Annotated in this window: 17 protein-coding genes; 9 read left to right on the top strand and 8 right to left on the bottom strand. The window is 40.0% G+C overall.

The features are described from left to right. Window positions 1-168: 168 nt before the first annotated feature. The 3 genes from HC643_RS36910 (at window position 169) to HC643_RS36900 (ending at window position 4,042) form a co-directional block, all read left to right on the top strand. On the top strand, window positions 169-711 hold the full coding sequence (locus HC643_RS36910) for a carboxymuconolactone decarboxylase family protein (protein WP_038077542.1): 543 nt from the start codon (window positions 169-171) through the stop codon (window positions 709-711). Beyond that, a complete protein-coding gene (locus HC643_RS36905) occupies window positions 708-2,126 on the top strand; it encodes an adenylate/guanylate cyclase domain-containing protein (RefSeq protein ID WP_050045521.1) in 1,419 nt (472 codons plus the stop codon). Before HC643_RS36910 ends, HC643_RS36905 begins: the two co-directional genes overlap by 4 nt. A gap of 677 nt (window positions 2,127-2,803) precedes the next feature. After that, window positions 2,804-4,042, top strand: coding sequence for an FG-GAP repeat domain-containing protein (locus HC643_RS36900; RefSeq protein WP_038077539.1), 1,239 nt, complete (start codon window positions 2,804-2,806; stop codon window positions 4,040-4,042). A gap of 325 nt (window positions 4,043-4,367) precedes the next feature. Here the strand turns inward: HC643_RS36900 and coaBC are convergent, their stop codons facing one another. The 3 genes from coaBC to HC643_RS36885 form a co-directional block, all read right to left on the bottom strand. Then, a complete protein-coding gene (gene coaBC, locus HC643_RS36895; protein WP_237266031.1) occupies window positions 4,368-5,651 on the bottom strand; it encodes a bifunctional phosphopantothenoylcysteine decarboxylase/phosphopantothenate--cysteine ligase CoaBC in 1,284 nt (427 codons plus the stop codon). A gap of 161 nt (window positions 5,652-5,812) precedes the next feature. Further along, window positions 5,813-6,025, bottom strand: coding sequence for a protein IsiD (gene isiD / locus HC643_RS36890; RefSeq protein ID WP_038077561.1), 213 nt, complete (start codon window positions 6,023-6,025; stop codon window positions 5,813-5,815). A 216-nt stretch (window positions 6,026-6,241) separates the two neighbouring features. After that, a complete protein-coding gene (locus HC643_RS36885) occupies window positions 6,242-6,898 on the bottom strand; it encodes an alpha/beta hydrolase (protein ID WP_038077538.1) in 657 nt (218 codons plus the stop codon). Between the two features lie 240 nt (window positions 6,899-7,138). On the opposite strand from HC643_RS36885, the gene purH reads away from it, so the two are divergent. Then, entirely contained in the window at window positions 7,139-8,689 is a 1,551-nt protein-coding gene (purH, locus tag HC643_RS36880; RefSeq protein WP_038077536.1) for a bifunctional phosphoribosylaminoimidazolecarboxamide formyltransferase/IMP cyclohydrolase, read from the top strand. Between the two features lie 756 nt (window positions 8,690-9,445). Here purH and HC643_RS36875 read toward each other — a convergent pair. After that, window positions 9,446-10,084: a transaldolase family protein gene (locus HC643_RS36875; protein ID WP_038106388.1), complete on the bottom strand. Its 639-nt coding sequence runs from the start codon at window positions 10,082-10,084 to the stop codon at window positions 9,446-9,448. 476 nt (window positions 10,085-10,560) lie between these two features. On the opposite strand from HC643_RS36875, the gene HC643_RS36870 reads away from it, so the two are divergent. The 3 genes from HC643_RS36870 (at window position 10,561) to HC643_RS36860 (ending at window position 14,793) form a co-directional block, all read left to right on the top strand. Beyond that, on the top strand, window positions 10,561-12,423 hold the full coding sequence (locus HC643_RS36870) for a response regulator (protein ID WP_038106387.1): 1,863 nt from the start codon (window positions 10,561-10,563) through the stop codon (window positions 12,421-12,423). A 205-nt stretch (window positions 12,424-12,628) separates the two neighbouring features. Beyond that, entirely contained in the window at window positions 12,629-14,389 is a 1,761-nt protein-coding gene (locus HC643_RS36865) for a PAS domain S-box protein (RefSeq protein ID WP_082051658.1), read from the top strand. Window positions 14,390-14,418: 29 nt separating this feature from the next. Beyond that, window positions 14,419-14,793 (top strand): response regulator, encoded by a 375-nt coding sequence (locus HC643_RS36860; protein WP_038106386.1) that lies wholly within the window; start codon window positions 14,419-14,421, stop codon window positions 14,791-14,793. A gap of 66 nt (window positions 14,794-14,859) precedes the next feature. On the opposite strand, the gene HC643_RS36855 is transcribed toward HC643_RS36860, so the two are convergent. Then, entirely contained in the window at window positions 14,860-15,906 is a 1,047-nt protein-coding gene (locus tag HC643_RS36855; protein WP_050045523.1) for a tetratricopeptide repeat protein, read from the bottom strand. A 382-nt stretch (window positions 15,907-16,288) separates the two neighbouring features. Between HC643_RS36855 and HC643_RS36850 the strand changes: the two genes are divergently transcribed. After that, complete coding sequence (locus tag HC643_RS36850; protein WP_137986204.1) at window positions 16,289-16,555, top strand: nucleotidyl cyclase domain-containing protein; 267 nt, start codon at window positions 16,289-16,291, stop codon at window positions 16,553-16,555. On the opposite strand, the gene HC643_RS36845 is transcribed toward HC643_RS36850, so the two are convergent. Continuing rightward, a complete protein-coding gene (locus tag HC643_RS36845; protein ID WP_050045525.1) occupies window positions 16,521-16,766 on the bottom strand; it encodes a DUF1816 domain-containing protein in 246 nt (81 codons plus the stop codon). The two genes, HC643_RS36850 and HC643_RS36845, sit on opposite strands and share 35 nt — an antisense overlap. Before the next feature lie 60 nt (window positions 16,767-16,826). Here HC643_RS36845 and HC643_RS36840 point away from each other — a divergent pair, with 60 nt between their 5' ends. Next, complete coding sequence (locus tag HC643_RS36840; protein WP_153021575.1) at window positions 16,827-16,994, top strand: hypothetical protein; 168 nt, start codon at window positions 16,827-16,829, stop codon at window positions 16,992-16,994. Window positions 16,995-17,180: 186 nt separating this feature from the next. Here HC643_RS36840 and HC643_RS36835 read toward each other — a convergent pair whose 3' ends face one another. Both HC643_RS36835 and HC643_RS36830 read right to left on the bottom strand, forming a co-directional pair. After that, window positions 17,181-19,232, bottom strand: coding sequence for a sensor domain-containing diguanylate cyclase (locus HC643_RS36835; protein ID WP_050045526.1), 2,052 nt, complete (start codon window positions 19,230-19,232; stop codon window positions 17,181-17,183). Between the two features lie 27 nt (window positions 19,233-19,259). Beyond that, window positions 19,260-22,379 carry a PAS domain S-box protein gene (locus tag HC643_RS36830; RefSeq protein WP_167844834.1) on the bottom strand — a complete coding sequence of 1,040 codons (3,120 nt, stop codon included), beginning with the start codon at window positions 22,377-22,379 and terminating at the stop codon, window positions 19,260-19,262. Window positions 22,380-22,438: the final 59 nt, after the last annotated feature.

The following is a 22,438-nucleotide window of genomic DNA, read 5'->3' as shown; positions in this document are numbered from 1 at the left end:
TATAAATACTTCCACTGTAAGATTAGTGGATAAAATTTATACTGAATCTAACAGGGGGCTGAATATAAAGTTATTCTAAAAAGTAAAGCTAAATTTGTATTAAAAGATACGCTATCAATAAAGTCTAATTCCTTAGAACTAAGTTTTCTAGTCAGATAAGTAGTAAAAATGGCTGAATTTCCCGTACTGGAATACGAGCAACTTTCAGATTTGAAGGCTAAAGAGATATATCAAGAAATCCAAGTAGAACTTGGGTTTGGGATTGTACCCAATCTATTTAAATCAATGGCAATCAATTCTGGAGTGCTAGAAGCAAACTGGAAAAAGTTCCGCGCTACAGTTTTGCAAGGAACTGTTCCTCGCACACTTAAGGAAATGTTGGGAATTGCTATCTCTCAAGCAAACAGCAGTCCTTATGCATTAAATGTTCATTTACACGCATTGTCGTCTTTGGGAATGAGTGAAGAAGTTTTGAAAACTTTGGTTTCCAACTTTGCTGCTTGTCCGCTTCCCACACGAGAAAAGGCAGTCATTAGCTTTGGCTTAAAAGCTGCTACCGAACCTCACAATCTTTCAAGCCAGGATTTTCAAAAGTTGCGAGAGTTTGGATTGGATGATTCGGAAATATTTGAGATTATTGCCACAGCAGATCTATTTACTAGCATAAATCGGTATACAGATTCGATAGCCCTCGAAATAGACAAGTTATGACTTTTATCCCCACCTCTACTGAAAGTAGTAGGTTGGAAGAACAAAATTATCAACAACTGTTGCTTCTTTCCCGTCGTCTGATATCAGAAGCGCAAGCGTTCTCCAGCCGTATCGCATCTGTTAATGAAATTGCGATCGCCATCAATCAAACCTTAAAAGTAGATGAAATTTTGCGAGTGGTGGGAAAGCAAGCAAAGTGGTTGTTGGATTTTGAACATTGTAGTGTTTGTCTGCGCGATAAGCAGGGTACGGCTTGCGCCAAAGGCGATAAGCAGGGTACGGCTTGCGCTAAGAGCGATCGCAAGGAGACTTGGAGTATAAACACACTTTTTAGTTCTGTTGCTGAAGTTGAGTGTTTGGATATTAGCAACTTAGGTGTCGTCAGTCACGCTCTCAGAACAGGTCAAGCTCAACTGATTCATGACAACTCAACTATCGGTTTTTTACACCAGTATAAATCGGCGATTGTGATTCCTTTGGAGTGCGATCGCCAGATCCTAGGTACCATTAACTTTGCTAGCATAACACCCAAAACATACAATCAAGAAGATTTACGGATCGGTTACTTGCTTGCCGTGCAACTATCAGCAGCCATTCGGAATGCAGAACGATTTGAAGAGTTAAATCGACTGTATCTTGAATTAGAAGAAGAAAAACGCAAATCAGACGAGTTGCTCTTAAATATACTACCAACAGACATTGCCTCCGAGTTAAAACAGACGGGTACAGTCAAACCCGTATTCTATGAATCCGCCTCTGTTCTTTTTACAGACTTCAAGAATTTTACTCAACTATCCGAACAACTGACACCACAAGAGCTCGTTGATGAACTAGACTACTGTTTTTCTTGCTTCGACCAGTTTATTGAAGCACACAATTTAGAAAAACTTAAAACTATTGGAGATAGTTATATGTGCGTTGGCGGAATTCCCGTCCCCAACAAAACTCATGCTATTGATACCGTATTAGCTGCTATAAATATTCGAGCCTTTATGCAATGGCGCAAGCAAGAAAAGGTATTTTTGAACTATCCCTACTGGGATATTCGTATTGGTATCCACTCAGGACCCTTGTTAGCAGGTGTAATCGGACATAAAAAATTTGCTTATGATGTTTGGGGTGATACTGTGAATACAGCTTCTAGAATGGAATCTTCTGGTATTCCCGGTAGCATTAACATTTCTCAAAACACTTTTGAATTAGTAAAAGATTTCTTTGCAGTGGAGTACCGAGGAAAAGTTTCTGCCAAAAATAAAGGTGATATTGATATGTACCTAGTGACTAAAATCAAAGATGGTCTTTCTCTCGATCCAACAGGATTGTTACCAAATGAATTGTTTAACGAACTATATTTTACCTTGCAATCAAGTACCGATCCAAACAGTGAGAAGTATCCAGTTGATACCTGTAGTTAAAAGTATCAAATTTTAACTCAGGTTGCAAATCGGGATAAAGCGACGATCGCGTTGAAATAACGCTCCCTTGTCTCTCCTTCCCAAGCGAAGCAATTGACTTGAGGTGAAACCGCAATTTCACTATTGCTCTTCTCGCTTCTCACAGGAGAAGAGGGAGGTTGCGAGAGTGAAGTCTATCTAACTTACGTTTTATCAAGAAAGGCAGAGGGCAGGAGGCAGGAGGCAGAAGGGAATACTGGCTCCGCTCTCTGCGAGTGACCAAAGGGAACAAGGGTTTAAGACCCCGACTGAACTCCGTTCAGTCGCTACCATTTAGGAGGGGTCTGAATCCCCTTCTAAATGGAACCTTCTGCCCTCTGCCTTCGTACTTCTGCCTTCTTCAATATCTTTTAATTGCACAATCATTTTGCCATAAATATTTCATATTTTAAATTAAATAGAGTTGGCATTGCTACATATATTTATAAATTTAGTCGAACTGAAAGATAAAAAATAAAACAAGACAATTGTTAATATATAACATTCCAAAAACTCAAAATAACTATAATCCTTGTTTTTAACTAACACTTTTAGAAGAAAATAAAAAATGAAAAATACATTGAATCTGTTAAGGATTAACATAAGCAGTCAAAAAAATGGGTTAAAAAATGTATGAACACTAAAAATAAAGAAACGTCATGACGGAATCTCTCAATACAACAATCAAGACAAATACTTCTAATACATCACCTCTTAATGACAGCCAAAATAACTCCTATGTTAGTGTAGATAGTTCACTTAATCAGAGCTATTATGGTTCTTCACAATCATCTTTAGAATCAGATTTAACAACTGATAACAACGTTTCTGCAACAAGCAATACCAATCCACTCTTGAATAGTGCTGCGATTTTTGCTGATTTTAATGGTGATGGTAAGAACGATAAGCTTTGGTATAATTCTCAAACTGGAGAAACTTCTCTTTGGTTAATGGATGGTAGCAATGTTCTTGCTGAAGCATCTCTTAAAACTTTAACTCCTGGCTCAACATTGAATATTGCTGATTTTAATGCTGATAACAAAACCGATCTTCTCATACACAATACTCAGACAGGCGAAAGCAGTATTTGGATTATGGATGGGACAACAATTGTCTCAGAGGCTGCGCTAACTTCTTTAAGTGGCGAATGGAGCCCTACCCTTGTTGATTTTAACGCCGACAGCAAAACTGATATTTTCTGGCGCAACAGTCAAACAGGCGAAAACCAAGCTTGGTTGATGGATGGCACTACTATCACATCCGAAGCAGCTTTAGATTCATTTGACTCAAATTGGACAGCTAAAGCAGGCTTTTTCAACGGTGATACCAATACAGATATTTTGTGGCGTAACAATGCAACCGGTGAAAATATCATTTGGTTTATGAATGGTACAACTGCTTCTGCATCTGCAGCGCCTACTCTAGGTACGGAATGGGAAATTGCGAGCCTTGGAGATGTTAACTTCAGTATTCAAACTTTTGAGACTGATGTTGTCTGGCGCAATAGTGCAACCGGTGAGAACAAAATTTGGCTCTTTGATGATGGAAATGTTGTAAGTGATACTGCTTTACCTACACTGACTGGTTCTGGTTGGAAGTCTTCAATTGGTGATTTCGACGGCAATGGCAGCACCGATCTCTTCTGGTACAACGAAGAAACAGGTGAGAATAAAGTTTGGATAATGGATGGTGCAACTGTAGTCAGTGACGTTTCTCTACAATCTCAAAGCCCTGGTGGTGCTTGGCAAGCTAGTATTTCTGATGTCAATGGAGATGGCAAAACTGACATCTTCTGGCGGAATTATCAAACAGGCGAGAACAAGCTTTGGACAATGGATGGTACTACTTATAGTGAATCTCCTGTTGCAGCACGTTCTCCTGAATGGTACACCGCTTAATCATTCATCCACAGTTATTAGTAACTAGTGGTGAACTGGATTTATGATGAGTTAAGTTGGTCTAGAACCCTGACTTTTTAGAAAAGTCAGGGTTTTAACAAATTCCCAGAAGCAGTACGATCTAGAACAGCACGGCATAAATAAGCTAACGATTAACAACAAACAAAAAGCTCACTTTCAAAACTTTTGCGCCTTCTGCCCTAGTAGCGAGCGAACTTCTGCCTTCATGTACTAGTACCGTTCTTTTTTTTGGTTGTTGTTCAAAAAAGGCGCTCGCAACAAAGTTCTCCAGTTTTGTTTCTACTACAGCAGCACTGAACTCTTGTTAATCAGTCAATTTAGGAGTTAAAAAATCGAAAATATGATGAGCCATTTCTAATTTAGAACAGGGAGGTATCTCAAAGCGCTGTCCTTGCTTGTCTAAAAAAACAGCTTGATTGGTGTCACTACCAAATCCACTTCCCGGTTCATCTACTGGATTAGCAACGATCGCATCTAAATTTTTCCTATGTAATTTCTCTAATGCTGGCTTGACTATATCTCCTGTTTGCGCTGCAAATCCAATTAAACGCTGATGGGATTGTTTGATTTGTGCTAATTCAGCAACAATATCGGGTACTGGTTCTAAAGGTAAAGCTTCAGGGAGAGCTTTCTTTGCTAATTTCTCTGGGCTGTAATCTCTCGGCTTAACATCTGCAACTGCTGCGGACATAATAATAACATCTGCATTTGATAAACACCTCACCATATGCGATCGCATTTCTGACGCACTCACAACCGGAATTGCCGTAATTCCCAGAGGAATCTCCCAAGTTGCCAACCCATGTACTAAAGTTACATTTGCACCTCGGTGAAGTGCTGCTTGTGCTAATGCTAAGCCCATTTTGCCTGTAGAAGGATTGCCAATAAATCTGACGGGGTCGAGATACTCTCGCGTTCCACCAGCACTAATCAAAACTTGTTTTCCTGCTAAATCTTTTTGCCCTGCGGTATGTAACAGCGATTGGACATAAGCAATAATTTCCCAAGGCTCTGCCATTCTACCCGCCCCAACGCGATCGCATGCTAGCAATCCCGATGCTGTTCCGATCCCGTGATACCGTGGGTCTGTTAAAAGTTGGTGCCAATTCCTCTGTACGACTGCTTGCTCCCACATATCAGTGTTCATTGCTGGGGCTAACAGCACCGGACATCTGGACGCCAAAACAGTGTTTGCCAGCAAATTGTCAGCTAAGCCATAAGCTAACTTTGCCAGCGTATTTGCCGTGACTGGAGCAATTAAAATCAGATCTGCCCACTCTCCCAAATCTATATGCAGTGGACGAGAGCGATCCGATTGCCAAAACATTTCATCTGTATAAGCTGGATGACGGGAGAGGGTTGCTAGAGTTAAAGGCGTGATAAATTTTTGTGCTGAATTTGTAAGAATTACTTTGACCTCTACACCGCTTTTAAACAGTGCGGACACAACCTCACAAATTTTATAGGCAGCAATACCGCCGCCTACACCTACAATCACTCTTCTCAATTTTGGATTTTGGAGCCACTGCGTTGTGGGGGTTTCCCCCGTTGAAGCAAGTGGCGTGATTTTGAATTTTGGATTGGTCATAACATAAGACTCAATAGTCACCAACTGTTCTTGCGATCTTGTGTCTATTAGACATCTTCAAAAGTTAAGCATTGTATACAATTTTAATAAAGACGCGTCATGACGCGTCTCTACATTGTTGTTTGGAGATGTTTAATCCAGAATCCTAAAATTCAAAATCGTTACGCTTCATCATACGCTTCAAGATCTAACAGATGAATGTATGGTTCGACTAACTCAGGACGTTGGAAAGCGATCGCCCGCAGTAGATGCCAATCATTCAAACCCTCAAAAGCGCCACTGTAGTTATCTTGTTCCAGACGTGTTGCTAATTTTTCCACCTCTTGTGGAGTCATAGCAGCAATTTCTTTCTTAGAAATGCTTAGAGTTGTCATTGTGCTCGCCCCTCCCTTTTGCAGCATTCGCCAACAGAATGGGTTTAGTTGCGATCGTCGCAGCCACCCAATATATATTACTCACTAAAAAGAGTAATTTTCGTGAAATTATTCAGGATTTCCTCCAAATTTTGTAAAAATTTTGTAACCCCAACAACACAATCTTTAAAGACAAGCTAAATTGTGGGGTTTAAGAGAGCGGCAACATTCTATTGCCTAAGTATTAGCAACTATAAAATTGCGTAATAACTCTAGCATTTCCGGACGGATTTCATGACCCATGTCAAATTCATGGTATTCTACTGAGAACCCTGAAGATTCAAGAGTTTGTCGTGCTATAACTGCTGCTTGCAGCGGCACAACTGTATCTTGAGTGCCATGCATAATTAAGACGGGAGGCAGAGGTGTATTTGTAGATATTTTTGAAGAAGAATCATTTTGTGTTTCGTCTTTTTTGGGAATTGGATGTAAATATCCACTCATGGAAATTAATCCCGCTAGAGGTAATGTGACTCCTACATCCAAAGTCATAGCCCCTCCTTGAGAAAAACCACTCAGAATTGTGCGAGATAGAGGCACTCCCGTGCTACTTTCCAGGGATTTCAACCAATCTATTAGCTGTTGGCGACTTTCTGACAATCCTTGATACAAATTTTCCGTTTGTAGGTCATACCAAGCTTTTCCTATAGCAGAATAAGGATAAGGATACGGCGCATTAGGAAATATGAATTGATATTCAGGTAACCTAAAAAAAGGTAAAAGATATGCCACATCCTCAGCATTTGCTCCCCACCCGTGCAAAGTTACAATTAGACCTTTTGGAGGCTGGTCTGTTTGTGGAGGTATATTGATAGATTGTAAAGTAGGAGTCATTAGTCAAGAGTTAACGCTCAACAGTCAATAGTTAATAGTCTGTGGTTTCGCACTCAATAGTCAATAGGACAAAGGATATGCAACAAAAGATAGAAAATTTTGTATCTTTAATCTCTATTGAGTGCGTTCTTTGTGTCTTCGCTGTCTTTGACTAACTCACCGGGAAGACAGCCACGGTGATTCTTTGATCGATAAAATAGACTTCTGTCCTTATTTTTATACAAGCGAGACTTGGGAATTATGGCACGTCTAGCACTGCTGAGTGTATCTAACAAAACTGGTTTAATCGATCTTGCCCGTAACTTGGTGGAAGAGTTTGACTTTGAAATCATCAGCAGTGGCGGTACAGCTAAAGCTTTGAAAGATGCAGGAATATCAGTAAAAAAAGTAGCTGATTATACAGGTTCGCCAGAAATTTTGGGTGGACGAGTCAAAACACTGCATCCTCGGATTCATGGCGGTATTCTCGCTCGCAGAGACTTACCTGAAGATCTCACAGATTTAGAAAATAACCAGATTCGCCCCATTGATTTGGTTGTGGTGAATCTTTATCCTTTTGAGGAAACTATATCTACTCAAGGTGTGACTCTACCTGAGGCGATTGAACAAATAGATATTGGTGGTCCAGCCATGCTTAGGGCTGCATCAAAAAACTTTGCCCACGTTACAATTTTGTGCGAGCCAGAGCAGTATGAGGAATATGTACAAGAAATGCGCCGCTCAAGTGGCAATCCATCTTTTGAATTTCGCCAAAGATGTGGTTTAAAGGGATTTTTGCATACTTCGAGCTACGATCGCGCCATCGCTGAATATCTCAGTCAAAATATCTCCCCCAATCGTGAGGGAGAAGTGTTTGACAGCTACAATCTTTCTGGCAAACAACTGCAATCTCTTCGCTATGGAGAAAATCCCCATCAAACTGCAGCTTGGTATCAAACGGGGGCTCACCCAAGTGGGTGGGCAGCAGCAACTAAACTGCAGGGCAAAGAACTTAGTTACAATAACCTAGTAGACTTAGAAGCATCTCGAACTCTGATTGCTGAATTTACCGAGACAAGCGCAGCCGCAATTATCAAACATAACAATCCTTGTGGTGTTGCTCTAGGAAAAACTCTTCACGAAGCCTATCAAAAAGCGTTTAATGCCGACTCTATCTCTGCTTTTGGTGGAATTGTCGCCCTCAACCGTACCATTGATGCTGAAACTGCAACTGAATTAACAAAGACGTTTCTAGAATGTGTGGTTGCTCCTGATTGCGATGCTCAAGCACAAGAGATTTTGGCTGCTAAGTCAAAAGTGCGGGTATTAACATTACCGCACCTCAGCAGTGGACCAAAAGATTTGGTGAAAGTCATTGCAGGAGGGTTTCTCGTACAAGCCGCTGATGATGTAGTTAATGATACAAGTCAATGGCAATTTGTCACGGAGAAAAAACCTACAGAACAAGAGTTGGAAGAGCTGCTCTTCGCTTGGAAAGTCTGCAAACACGTCAAGTCTAATGCGATCGTTGTGAGTCGCGATCTCACAACCTTAGGGATAGGTGCAGGTCAAATGAACCGTGTTGGCTCTGTCAAAATTGCCTTAGAACAAGCAGGGGAAAAAACAAAAGGGGCATTTCTTGCAAGTGATGGTTTCTTTCCCTTTGATGATTCGGTCAGAACTGCAGCAGCAGCTGGTATTGCTGCTATTGTTCAACCAGGAGGCAGTTTGCGCGACCAAGATTCTATCAAAGCAGCCAATGAATTGGGTTTAATTATGGTGTTAACGGGTACTCGCCACTTTTTACACTAAGGTTAGTGAGCGGTTAGTAGTTATTGGGAGAATCACCAACCACTAACTACTAACTTATATGCAGTTTTTAAAGTGTCCCTTTAGATATATGCCAGTAAATTTCAGTCGTGATAATCTATGTTCAAGTGTGAGGAGTAAGTTGAAACGAAAAGCGCTTGGAGTCGAAACACGGCAAGACGTTCAGGCGCTTTTTGCGTGAGGTGAAAATTTCAGCTAGAGCATCGAACCTGCATTGCGGCTTACCAACATAAAGAAGTGTCACAAAAACAGTTGTGGTTATAGCTAAAAACATATAGCACTTTATTTTTCAATACCACTTAGGTAGTTAATTGGTAAAAACAATCCAAAAAAGGTTCAGTTTGTGAAGTGTCACCTTTCCCACTTGCTCTCAGACAAAGACAATGATATTCTCTAGTTGTGTGTGAGGAGCAAGTGTAAATCAAAAAACGTCTGGGGTGGAAACACGGCAACACTCCCAGGCGTTTTTTGCATTCAAAGATATTGTAGAGAAGTTGAAAAAATCAACTTGGTGAGTGGTTCTCTCAATCACTGCTAACTCCTAACTATTAACAACCAACCAAGTACAGTTTGTGAAGTGTCACCTTTCCCACTTGCTCTCGGACAAAGACAATGATATTCTCTAGTTGTGTGTGAGGAGCAAGTGTAAATCAAAAAACGTCTGGGGTGGAAACACGGCAACACTCCCGGACGTTTTTTGTTTTGAGTAGAAGGCAAGAACGCCCGGTACCACTGAAATTAAAATTTCAAACCAGTACCATTCTGATTAAAGTCTTCAACAGTTTTCTGTGATAGTTCGTGAGTTGTTATAGCTTGCAACATTGCTAAAGGTAGTGTCAGATGAGCAGCCCCAGCTTGAAGAGATGCTGCTGCTTCTTGTGGCGATTTAATACTAGCCGCCAGAATTTCTACATTGCTTCTTTGAAGTACACTCGCCATATCTCTTACTAAAGCAATACCGTCACCTAACAACTTGGTAGCTCGATTGACATACGCGATCGCAATTTTAGCCCCTGCTTCCCGTGCGACTGCTGCTTGCGCTGCACTATAAATGGCCGTTACCGAACAAGTTATTTCCGGGGACAAAAACGCTACAACTTGAAATCCCAAGGACGTTGCAGGAATCTTTAATATAGTTCGCTCACCAATAATTTCACAGGCTTTTCTTCCTTCTGCCACCATTCCATCAAAATCAGATGCTGTCAGTTGATAGTATAAAGGTCCGTTTGTCAACTGTGCTAATTTTTGTAGCGTGATTTCTGGTGGTTCGTGGCTTTTCGCTAAAAGCGTTGGATTTGTTGTAATGCCTTTAACCCATCCCATTTTGCTGGCAATTTCAGCTTCCGAGATAATTGCAGAGTCTAAATAAAGTGCCATAGATTTCCCAAGATGCCTCAATACTTTGTATGCAACACTACTATGTTGCCAGTAATTGCGTTCGAAACTATTTTAGTATTATTTTATACTATTGTAAAAATGTAAAGTTTTTTAATGGAAACAGATTTCTCTTATAAAATATTTCTTTAGACAGATGCAAGTTAATAATGAGATGTACATAAAAACACAAATTAACCGAAGATATCCGAGCCAAAGGCTAGAATTATATGGTTTATGAATTATTATAATTTTATGCTTCTACCTAAAGAGGTAAGTTTATAGTAGATCCATAACACCAAAGTATTTACTGAGTATTACTTCCTTTAGATGCCATTCGATGACCAATTTTCCCAGGCAGGATTATAGATCCACCCATAAGAGTTGGTAATTTTAGAGCGAAAAGGGAGTAGAAGTTCCCACCGCTCCTCTAAAAGAGGTGTCTGGGATGTCAACTGATATTTACTGAGGCACAATTGATGAAAATTCTGGTAGTGGAGGATGATGAAGCAACTGCCACAGCCCTGACAAAAGCGCTGAAGTCTCACAATTACGTAGTGACGAGTGTGGGTGATGGTTCCGTTGGTTTGCAAATAGCACAAAACTTTGAATATGACCTTGTTGTGCTAGATGTCATGCTCCCTGGGCTTGATGGTTTTAGTCTTTGTCGGCAACTGCGGTCTCTAAACCATCAAATGCCGATCGTGCTACTGACCGCAAAAGATAGCAGCATTGACAAGGTAAGAGGATTTAACGCAGGTGCTGATGATTATGTAGTCAAACCCTTTAATTTATCAGAACTTATTGCTCGCATTCGTTCCTTACTGCGACGTGCTAACAAAGATATTGTGGCTTCCGTATTGGTTTGGGAGAAACTACAACTTGATACTTATAAAAGTACGGTTACGTATGATAAAAGACGACTGCATTTAACAGCAAAAGAATATCAGTTACTAGAACTTTTTCTGCGAAATCCCCATCGGATTTTTAGCAAAAGTGCAATTTTAGAACACCTTTGGTCAAGCCCTGAATGTCCGGGCGAGGACGCCGTTAAAACCCATATCAAAGGACTCAGGCAGAAATTAAAAGCGGGTGGAGCTAGCGCAGATTTAATTGAGACAGTTTATGGCTTGGGCTATCGGCTCCAATACTCTTGTGAGGATGAAAAACCTACATTTACGCTTTCTAGTTCAGAGTTAACAAAAACAAGCAAGCAGCAAGCGGAGTCTAAGGTTGTTGCATCACTGACCCAACTATGGCAGCGGTTTAAGGATAGCTTTGTTGATGACGTGACATTACTGCTACAAGCGGCTACTGCTTTACAGATACGTGTTCTTAAAGCTAACGAACAGCAAACAGCACTGCAGGTGGCACATAAATTAGTAGGGGGATTGGGGTCTTTTGGCTTTACTGAAGGTTCAAAATTGGCTCGAAAAATTGAGCAATTGCTTCAAACAACAAATATAGAGCCAATTCAAGCACAACAATTAGTGGGAATGGTTGAATCGTTGCGACAAGAACTGGAAAAACCCTTAGCAATCACAACTCCCGCTTTGTCATGTAAAGTTCAACAGGCTTTGTTGCTAGTTATTGATGATGATGTCGCTTTGATAGAGCGAATTCAAATGGAAGCAAACGCATGGGGCTTTCAAGTCAATGCAGCAACTAGCTTGGCTATTGCTAGGAATGCGATCGCAAACAACCCTCCCGATGTTATCTTACTCGACTTAACCTTTCTCGATCCTGACGAGAGTGGATTGGCGTTCTTAGCTGAACTCAGAGATCGAAACCCAGAAATCTCGGTCATTGTTCTGACTGGAAAAAGCAGTTTGACAGAGAGATTGGAAGTTGCTCGTTTAGGAGGTCGTGCTTTTATACAGAAATCGGTCCCTTGTAGTGAAATACTCAAAATGACTTATCAGATAATCAGTTGTACTCAGCCACTAGAAGCAAAAGTAATGATTGTAGATGATGACCCAAGAGTTTTATCTAGCGTGTCCGCCTTATTGCACTCTTGGGGATTGTATGTCACGGCAATAGCTGAACCCCAAGAATTTTGGCAAGTTTTGGAAAGCACGGTTCCAGACCTTTTGATATTAGACGTGAAGATGCCTGATATTAATGGGATTGAACTTTGTCAGGTGGTACGTAACGATCCTCAATGGTCTCAACTACCAATCGTGTTTTTGTCTGCTTGTTCCGATATAGAAATAGTGCAGCAGGTATTTACAGCGGGTGCAGATGATTACGTGCAAAAACCGATTGTCGAACCGGAACTGATTGCTCGTGTTTTCAATCGACTAGAGCGAACAAAAATGTTACGCGAACTAGCAGAACGTTGACTTTGTGGAATAATTTTGTCATCTCAATGGCTGCAAGAGCAGTTAATGCAAGAATAGTTCGCTCTTAATGAATCCCTTCCTACAAAAAGATGACTTGTGGGTGTAGGATTGGTAATGTCAACTCTACAAGCTAAGTGGAATTTTAGAGGGGAAAAGGAGCATTAACCGGACTTGAGATAACTGGTATTGTTTGTCAGCACAAGTTATGCTAACTCTCTCAAATACTTGGAGCTACCATTACATACAGCTAGCACTATTTGTCAGCATTAAGGAATATGTTATTCAAACACATACTTTTTGTATCATTTTGTTAGCAAGTTTCAGCCTCAGCCTGGTGTTTTTGTGTTTCATATACTATCTTTTAAATCGCCAAATTAAGTGTCAGCAAGCGGAACTGGCATTACGATTCGCCCAATTACAACAGACCAACGAGCAACTGCAAAGAGAACTGAGCGAACGCAAACGGACAAAAGGTTTGTTGCAAGAAAGCGAAGAACGGTTCCGTAGTGCTTTTGAGAATGCGGGTATTGGGATGGCAATAGTCGCAACGAATGGACGTTGGCTGCGGGTTAACCGTTCTTTATGTGAAATTGTGGGCTACTCAGAATCCGAATTGCTAACCACAACCTTTCAGGCAATTACCCATCCTGAAGACTTAGATACCGATTTGGATTATATGCACCAAATGCTTGGTGATGAAATTCGTTACTATGAGATGGAAAAACGATATTTCCACAAGCAAGGGCACGTAGTCTGGATTTTGTTAAGTGGATCGCTGGTTCGCGATCCTGACGGTCAACCACTTTACTTTATTGCTCAAATCCAAGATATTACTCAGCGCAAACAGGCAGAAGAAGCTTTGCGCGAAAGCGAAAGACGATTTCGAGCGATCTTTGACCAAACCTTTCAATTTATCGGTTTGCTCAAGCCGGATGGTACTCTTTTGGAAGCAAATCAAACAGCGCTAGATTTTGGTGGCATCAACCATGCAGATATTGTAGGTCGGCCCTTTTGGGAAGCAAGATGGTGGACGATTTCATCAGAAATTCAAAATCAGTTAAAAGACGCGATCGCTCGTGCTGCAACAGGTGAATTTGTACGCTATGAAGTGGAAGTTTTGGGACGAGGAGAAATTGTTGTGACGATTGACTTTTCCCTCAAGCCCGTGAAAGATCCGACGGGAAAGATCGTTCTACTCATTCCGGAAGGGCGCGATATTAGCGAGCGCAAACGAGTCGAGAAAATGAAGAACGAGTTCATCTCAATAGTTAGCCATGAATTGCGAACTCCACTAGCTTCTATCCAAGGTTCTTTAGGATTGCTTGCTTCTGGACGGCTTAACAATTTACCGCAAAAGGCACAACGAATGTTAGACATTGCAAAAGCTGAGACTGAACGCTTGACTCGTTTAGTTAATGACATTCTCGATTTAGAACGGCTTGAGTCAGGTAAAGTCTGCCTCAATAAAACCTTATGTAATGCTGCAACTCTCATGGAGCAAGCAGTGGAATCAGTACAATCCCTTGCGGAGGAAGCAAAAATTGTGCTTGTTGTTTCTCCACTATCAGTTCAAATATGGGCTGATTGGGATCGTATAATTCAGACTCTTGTCAATCTGCTAAGTAATGCCATTAAGTTTTCGCCACCTCAAACCACAGTTGAACTGAGTGCAAAACTCTCCCAAAATCTAACACCTAACATTCCTCAAGTTGTATTTCAAATTAAAGACCAAGGTAGAGGTATTCCAGCAGATAAGCTAGAAACTATCTTTAGGCGGTTTCAGCAAGTCGATGCTTCAGATGCTCGCACGAAGGGAGGAACGGGATTGGGATTAGCTATTTGCCATACTATTGTGCAGCAGCATGGCGGACATATCTGGGCAGAAAGCACCTTAGGACAAGGAAGCATATTTTACTTTACTTTACCCCTTCTACAAAAATCAAATACTAGTCCTATATTATGCTAAGTACAAACACTAAGAAGCGTATGTAAATTATGCCCAGGCGAATTCTACTCATAGACGACGAAGAACGTCTCCGCGAAGTCATTCAAACTTGTTTAGAAGTCATGGGTGATTGGGAAGTATTAACCGCAGGAACGGCAAACGAAGGTTTGGTGAAAGCTGAAACGGAACAACCCTATGCTATTTTACTAGACGTCATGATGCCTGAAATGGATGGTATTACTCTATTTCGTCATTTACAGCAAAACCCTGCTACTCAATCTATTCCAGTCATTTTACTGACTGCAAAAATGCAGCCTGTCGATCGAGAGCAATTTGCTCAACTAGGTATCGCAGGAGTTATTGCCAAACCTTTCGATGCTTTAACGCTGGCAGATCGAGTGACTGAATTACTAAGTTCTACCTAAACAATTCAACAGATAACTCTTTAGGTCATTGCTATCGGCAACAATATCATATGGCGCTGTTTGCTCCTAAAAGAAATCGTCACAGTAATCTTGCAAAAAATACTCACGCTCTATAAAATTAACAGTTTTTTGCATGAAAGATATACCAACATTTTGTTTAATTTGCAAACTCAGTTGACTGGAGCCATATGCCCTTTTTAAATCTCCCATATAAAAGAAAGCTTTTGCTAAAGATTCCAGGCAACGAGCTTCTTCTATCCGGCTGCTTAGCTGACGGGCAATTTTTAAACTCTCTTGGTAAATCTGTAACGCATCTTCAATAAAATATTTAGCTAAATATAAATCTCCAAGATTCCTCATATTTTGAATTTGTAACTCATCTGCACCTATTTCTTTTGCAATCAACCAACTCTTTTTGTAGTACATTGCTGCTTCTAGGTGATTGTTCATAACTTGATAATGAATTCCTTGACGGTGCAACAGGTGAGCCTCCAAAAAGCGCCATCCCAAGTCTTTAGCAATTTCTAAACATCGACCACCAATCTCCATTGCTTGAGCATATTCACCCAGGAAATAGTGGGACAAGAGCATTTGATAAAGAACTGGTATTTCACTTTTTTGAACATCCATTGTTAAGAAGATGGTTTGAGCTTGTTTATAGTACTTCAGTGCTAGATAAAACCCATCTTGTTGATAAAATGTATCACCTATCAGTGCTAGCACATTTGCTTCCCCTATTCGATCTCCAATCATTCTAAAAATTTCTAAAGATTGCTGATAGCAATCTCTTGCCTCATAAAACTGCCCCATATCAAAATAAACATTTCCAAGAGTAAATTTTAATGATATCCCTTCTAGTGGTCGGTCGGCATACAACCCCAATAACTGATTGGCGAGTTCTATTAAACTCTTCAATTCATTTGTTTTCTGATTCTTTCTAAGGAAATATATTTTATCTAATACGATCTGTATTAAATTTGTATTAATTAAATCTTGGCTGTTTGATAAAATATCACACCTTTTACTATTAGAGTTAACTAGTAAAATTTCTATCAAATCGAGATAGGGTTGATAATATTTTTGTTTTTTCAACTTTATCAAGAAGTTATCCATATTTCTCATCCTTAACAGGCAATAGAGAGAAGTCAAATTTTAAAATTTAAAATTAACGATCTATATAAGCCCAATCAATGAATTTAAAACTTAGACTTACAAGAAAAACCATGCAAATGCATGGTTTTTGGGCTGATATCTGTTATTTAAACCCTATTTCTATAGGTTACTTTACAAAAGTGAGAAAAGCGTGAGGGGTGTGTTAATTTTTCGGTAAAATGTATTTTTGTTAAAAAATATTAATTTTATGACTTCTAAAATTTTCTGCAACCTTTACGATATATATCAATCCTATTTGCGCTCCAAACAGCAGTTTGCTGTAACAACAGCCAAACACATTTTATGGCAATAGCAAACTTAAAGCGGCATGAAGCTGTTAAGCATGATGTTAATGGTCTCATTAGCTTCTTTAGCAACAACTCTAGAAAGTGCTGAATTAATTCGAGAGGGTGTTAAGCGTTTCATTATGCAACATCACAACCAAAGTTTGGGTGCCATATCCTTATCGTTAGTTGCTTGCTATCCAGAAGGCAGTTTGGCAGGAGAGGCTGTAATAAAAGCTACAAATACTGTGTTGTATCATACCAAGAAGGTCGCGATCGCGTTTGTATTGCTTACTCTTTACTCAATACTTGATACTCAAGAGTAGTTAATACTTGAGGCTGGCACCATTTAACCTGGGCAAACATCACTTGCGAGCCTTCTTGTTCTAAGTCTTCGATGTAGCCAGCTTGCAATCTATTTGCTTCCTCGGCACTCATAAAAGGGCCAAAGAAATAACTACAACGCGGAAATACAGTAATAATCTCGATCCACCAAGCTAATTCCAACGGTTCTGGTATCATTTCAGTTGAGTACATAACGACCTTCTATATTTTTAGGAGATTTAAGTTTGATAATACATCATCAATTAATTAGTTATGTGGAGAGTTTATTTACTCCTGCATCATGTTTTATTTATATGTATCAAAAAAACTCAATTTCAAGGCGATCGGACCAGAGATTGCAAAATTAACACTTTCGATCGTAAAATCATGACAATTCCTGCCAAACAAAAGCTGAATGAGAAGAATTGGGATGATAATTAAATCTTCTTAAAAATTGACGATACAATGAAGTGATTTGAAAAACCAATGGTTAATCTACCCAATTTCTAAAAAACAGATAGGGAATTTTACCCAAAGATTGTAAAGTTCTATAAATTAAACAGAATTCACAGCAGGAATCGTATTGAATTTTTGAACTCCTAGAGGTAGCTCCACCTTCCCCTATCCCTATTCCCGACTTTCAGAACAAACAACCCGATCGCGCCCTTCTTTTTTGGCACGATACAAAGCTTCATCAGCTGCATGGATAACTGATTCTGCGGTCAAACCGTGTTCGGGGAAACACGCAACTCCCACAGACAAAGTCATAGTGCCAAGGTTTTGATTGCGGTTTTGCAACTTGAGAAGCTTTACACCTTTCCGGATTTGTTCGGCTCGCTCAAGCGCTACTTCTAAAGATGTTTCCGGCAGAATTAAGGTCATCTCCTCACCACCATAGCGACAAGCGATTTCGGATAAGCGTACCTGTTTCTTTAAAAATCTCCCTAACTCTCGTAGAACCATATCCCCAGCTTCATGACTGAATGTATCGTTAAATCGTTTGAAGTAGTCAACGTCAAGCATCATCACGCCCAAACAAAACTGCTTGCGTTTGGCTCGTTGAATCTCTCGTTCTAAAGACTCTTCTAAATAGCGACGATTAAACAATCCCGTTAGAGGATCGCGAATATTTTGCTCCTGAATCGTTTCATGAAGCTTTAAGTTTGCCAACGCCAATGCGATGTGTTCGGCAACTGTAACTGCTAACTGTTTTTTTGCTGTGGTTAGCTGTCCTGGCACATGAGAACTTAAATGCAGTACACCCATCGCCTTTCCCTGTGCCATCATGGGAACACACAAAGTGTCTGTGAAAAGAGCATTTGGAATGATATGCTTGCACTCCAAACTGCAAGCATCAACTGCAAATAAGTGTGTACGTCCGCGTCGCAATCCCCAACATTCTCTTGGAGTAAAGATTTTTTGACTTACAAGGGTTTCATCACTCCAGGTGGTAACAGCCTCTACTAGGTTTTTTGAGGCATTTATCAAAAACACACCTCCCGCCATATTGGGAAATAACGATTGAATTAATCGAGATAAAGTGTAATATGCTTCGTCAACAGTCAAACAAGCTTGTAGCATATCGCTCAACTTACCCATCAGAATAATTTCATGATTGCGCTGCTCCAATTCCTTTACCCAATTAGTCAGTTCTGCATTCAACTGTTGAAGTTGGACTGTACGTTCTGCCACTCGTGTTTCTAAATCGGCTTTTGCCCGTTGTAATTCGAGTTCTGCTTGTTTGCGAATAGTAATATCTGTAAGCGTTAAAATGCAGCCCTTCAAACTGCTTTCTGGGTTGGAGAGCAACCGCGCATTGAGTAGTAAATTAAATTGCTGTCCTCCTTTTTGTTGGAAAAAGACTTCAACGCCTTGAAAACTTTCTCCCTTAAGAACAGTTAGAACAGAAAAGCTTTTTTTGGTTTCCCAATTATTTTCTGTTCCAATTTTTGTAGCGTCTAATTTTTCTGAAGATCGCGTTTCCCAGTTACTCTGATAAAGTTGTAATGGAAAAATAACATCAAAGGGTTGGAATAAAAGATTTTGTCCGCAAAGCTGATGCGCTGCTATACTTGCACGAATAATCTGTCCGTTTTCATCACAAACAACGATGGCTTCAGCTGCTTGTTCGACAATGGAACGAGCAAGCTTTTCAGCAATAATAATTTCTTCATTCCGGTTTTTTTCTGTCAAATCTGTGACAATCAAGGAGGTGATTTTGACATTATTCATTGTCAATAAATAAATATCCACGTGGATAGGGACGGTGGTTAAATCGTTAGCAATTAGGTTAAATTCTCCTTGAGAATGTTTTCTTTCTTGCTGTAGCAACATTTGAAATCCCGGCTTTTGCTCGGGTGCAATATACTCGTTAAAGCCGGAACCAATAACTTTTTTTATAGATCGTTTTACCAAACGTGCTAAACTTCTATTACAGTAAAGAATAAATCCATCATCTGTTAGTGTAGCTGCCCCTTCTTTCATCTCTTCTAGTAAAATTCTATAAAGAGAATCATTATTTTGTAAAGTAAAAATCTGTTCGCCTTGACTTCCCGAAACCACTAAAGCGTCTGCCTCTCCGTGACAGATAGCCCGCAAAGTTTCTTCAGCAAGTTCAAGGCGCGAACTCAGTTCTTCGATCTCTTTTTGTAATTCTTCCCTTGATTTGTCATTTGTCATTTGTCATTTGTCATTTGTCACTGATTACTAGTCAACACTCAGATCTGTAGCTGTAACTACCCGATCGCGACCTTCTTGTTTAGCATGATATAAAGCTGTATTAGCAGCAGCAATTATTGCTTCTCCTGTCAAACCGTCGTCTGGAAAAACGGCGACTCCCAAGGATATGGTGATCGTAGTGAGAGAATGGTAGCGGTTGTGGCAATAAAGGTGCTTGACATCTTCTCGTATTTGCTCGGCTCGTTTTTTAGTTGCGTCTAAAGATGCTTCCGGTAGAATTAAGACTATTTCTTCACCTCCATAACGACAGGCAATATCACCCCCTCGAATATTTTTTTCTAAAAACTTAGCTAACTCTTGCAACACGTTATCACCAGAGTTTTGTCCAAAAGTATCGTTAAAACGTTTGAAATTGTCTATATCCAGCATGATAATTCCTACAGATTGCTGTTTGCGATCGGCGCGGCTAATTTCCCGCTCTAAGGATTCTTCTAAATAACGGCGATTGAATAATCCAGTTAGAGGATCGCGGATGCTTTGTTGCTGAAGAGCTTCATGCAATTGCAGGTTTGCCAGTCCCAAGGCAATGTGTTCGGCAGCTGTTATAGCAAATTGCTGCTTCGCTTCTGTAAGTTTGTCTGGTTGATTTGAACTCAAATACAAGACTCCTAAGGCTTCTCCCTGAGCCATCATGGGGATGCAGAGTGATTCAATAGAAGTGGAAGATTCGCAACAATCTTTTTTTCTATGCTGACAGAGTATACTTTCTGTAGTCCTATCTGCTAAATGCGATCGCCCTCTACGAAGCCCCCAACATTTTCCCGGTGCAAATACCAACTCTGTCGTTTCATTGACTTCTCCCCAAGTTGCTACCGCTTCGAGTAAGTTTTCTGAATTGTTAAGTACAAACACGGCACCCGATACATCAGGAAATAAAGGTTGAACTAATCGAGCTAAAGCTTGATGTGCTTCATCAATAGACAAACACGCCTGGAGAATATCGCTTAATTGACTCAGTAAAGCAATTTCGCGATTGCGTATTTCCAATTCCTCCACCCAGCTATTGAGTTTAAAATTAGCTTGTTCCAAGTCTCTTTTTGCCTGCTTCAATGCACTTATATCATGAACAACCGAGTAAAGTAGTGTTTTTCCTTGACGTGTCACCGGGCAAGAGTAAATTTCCACATCTCGAATTTCTCCACTAGCAAGTTTGTGGCGAAACTGAAAGTAACTTTGTTGATTGAATAGATATTGCTGCATGAGAGAAAACACCTGTTCGGCAGGTAAAACATTGATGTCTGTAATCATCATTTGTTTGAGATGTTTTAAGCTATAACCGTAGAAACGACAAGCAGCTGGATTGGCATCAACAATGACTCCCGTATCGCGCTCAATAAGCAATTTAATTGCCAAGTTAGTCTGAAACATTTGGCGGTAAAGTTCTTCACTTTCATGTAAAGCAATTTCCGCTTGCTTCCTTTCTACTAAAGAGGCAACAAAGTTAGCTAAACTAGTTAGTAATCTGAGAAATGAAGCGTCTAGCTGTACTCGTTCGGGATGCGCTAAGGTCAGTACACCAATGACTTGTTGATTGACAATCATTGGTTGACAGACAAAAGTCCGAATATTAAGTTGACCGATTGTTTGATGCGAATCATATATTCTAATTTGGGAAGACTCTATTTCATGAGAGTTAAAAATTTTAATCATAGGTTTTCCCGTCAGAACAACTGTTCCAGAAAGAGTCCGTTCTACAGGAACTTCTAATGTATCGCAAGCAGCTAGTGAAGCAACTCCCGTTGTTCCAACAAAGCGCATCATTTGACTTGCTGGATCGTAAAGTTCAATTGTAACTTTAGGAAATCCAGTTGCATGACTAATTTCGGTTACAGCATCTTGAGCAGCTAGTTTCAAAGAATTAGTCCGTAATGCAACTTCAGAAAGTTTATACAGGGTTAGTAATTCTTGATTTCTTATCTGAAGATCTGCTTCTGCTTGTTTGCGTTCGGTTATGTCAACTGCTACACCTCCTACCAAAAGTTGTTCGTCTATATCAAACATGGGAAACTTATAAACCAAAAACTCACTCAGCGTCCCATCTGAAGACATAGCAGACTCATTCACTTCCAGAACTTGTCCTGTTTGTAAAACATGTTGGATATGTTCGAGGTGTTGTTGGGCAAGATGAGGCGGATTAAAATCAAAAATTGTTTTACCAATAATTTCCCACGTTGAGCGCTGATACCAACGTTCAAAACTTTTGTTGCAATAAACTAACTGACCTTCACCATCGGTAATCCAAGATAAAGGGGGAATGTGATTCATAAAAGCTTGAAACTGCGCTTCAGTTCTCCGCAAAGCAGCTTCAGTTGCTTTCAGCTCTGTTAAATCCCGTAAAATCACGGTAAATGCGTTACTGCTAACTAATTCTAATGGAGAAATCGATACTTCAATGGGGAAGAATGCTCCATTTTTCCGACAACCTGTCATCTCCCGACGTTCTCCTAAATTCCTATTGGCTGTGTTGGAGTTGTAAGAGGTAAAGAGGTACTGGGAATCTCCATTTGGTAAATGTTTTGGAATTAGCAAATCAAGTGTTTGTCCCAAAATTTCTGAAGTTGTGTAGCCAAAAACTTTTTCGGCTTCTTTACTAAAAAGTACAATCTTGTGCGAAGATTCTACTGAAAGAATTGCATCTGAAGCATTATCCAAAATACCTGCCAAACGGATACCTGCCGTCAGTAGGGCTTCTTCAGTTTGCTTGTACTTTGTGATATTTCTATTGATTTCTACAATTTCTGTTTCTCCCCGATTGTTTTGTTGTAATACCCAATAGCTGGCAACAAGAATTTCGGTTCCATTCTTTTGACTGTGAATAAGTTCTCCTTCCCATTTCCCGCATTCAAATAAGCAGTTATGCAATTCCGGTAATGGTTTAGGAAAGCGTACTTTAAGTAGCGAAGAAAACTCTTTTCCTACAGCTTCTTGTTGAGAAAATCCATATATTTTTTCAGCGCCACAATTCCAAAAAGTAATCATACCATCTCCATCTCGAATGATGATTGCTTCTTGCACTAAATCGATAATTTCTACTTGTTTTTGTAGTCTCTGCTCTCGGAGTAAGCTCTCTTTTAGTTTAGTTTGCAATTCTTTATTTACATAGTTAAGTTGTAAATTTTTTTTAAATAAATTTACAAAAAATGTAA

It is taken from the genome of Tolypothrix bouteillei VB521301, from assembly GCF_000760695.4.
GTDB lineage: Bacteria > Cyanobacteriota > Cyanobacteriia > Cyanobacteriales > Nostocaceae > Scytonema > Scytonema bouteillei_A.
The sequence above is the reverse complement of the archived record's forward strand: the minus strand, read 5'-3'. Positions and strand labels throughout refer to the sequence as shown.

Excerpts from the sequence above, each read along its gene's own strand:
- HC643_RS36845 (WP_050045525.1), bottom strand. The coding sequence starts at position 16,766 with ATGTACTCAACTGAAATGATACCAGAACCGTTGGAATTAGCTTGGTGG.
- HC643_RS36885 (WP_038077538.1), bottom strand. The coding sequence starts at position 6,898 with ATGACTCCTACTTTACAATCTATCAATATACCTCCACAAACAGACCAG.
- coaBC (WP_237266031.1), bottom strand. The coding sequence starts at position 5,651 with ATGACCAATCCAAAATTCAAAATCACGCCACTTGCTTCAACGGGGGAA.
- HC643_RS36910 (WP_038077542.1), top strand. The coding sequence starts at position 169 with ATGGCTGAATTTCCCGTACTGGAATACGAGCAACTTTCAGATTTGAAG.
- HC643_RS36875 (WP_038106388.1), bottom strand. The coding sequence starts at position 10,084 with ATGGCACTTTATTTAGACTCTGCAATTATCTCGGAAGCTGAAATTGCC.
- HC643_RS36860 (WP_038106386.1), top strand. The coding sequence starts at position 14,419 with ATGCCCAGGCGAATTCTACTCATAGACGACGAAGAACGTCTCCGCGAA.
- HC643_RS36850 (WP_137986204.1), top strand. The coding sequence starts at position 16,289 with ATGATGTTAATGGTCTCATTAGCTTCTTTAGCAACAACTCTAGAAAGT.
- HC643_RS36900 (WP_038077539.1), top strand. The coding sequence starts at position 2,804 with ATGACGGAATCTCTCAATACAACAATCAAGACAAATACTTCTAATACA.
- purH (WP_038077536.1), top strand. The coding sequence starts at position 7,139 with ATGGCACGTCTAGCACTGCTGAGTGTATCTAACAAAACTGGTTTAATC.
- HC643_RS36855 (WP_050045523.1), bottom strand. The coding sequence starts at position 15,906 with ATGGATAACTTCTTGATAAAGTTGAAAAAACAAAAATATTATCAACCC.
- HC643_RS36865 (WP_082051658.1), top strand. The coding sequence starts at position 12,629 with ATGCTAACTCTCTCAAATACTTGGAGCTACCATTACATACAGCTAGCA.
- HC643_RS36835 (WP_050045526.1), bottom strand. The coding sequence starts at position 19,232 with ATGACAAATGACAAATCAAGGGAAGAATTACAAAAAGAGATCGAAGAA.
- HC643_RS36905 (WP_050045521.1), top strand. The coding sequence starts at position 708 with ATGACTTTTATCCCCACCTCTACTGAAAGTAGTAGGTTGGAAGAACAA.
- isiD (WP_038077561.1), bottom strand. The coding sequence starts at position 6,025 with ATGACAACTCTAAGCATTTCTAAGAAAGAAATTGCTGCTATGACTCCA.
- HC643_RS36870 (WP_038106387.1), top strand. The coding sequence starts at position 10,561 with ATGAAAATTCTGGTAGTGGAGGATGATGAAGCAACTGCCACAGCCCTG.
- HC643_RS36840 (WP_153021575.1), top strand. The coding sequence starts at position 16,827 with ATGTGGAGAGTTTATTTACTCCTGCATCATGTTTTATTTATATGTATC.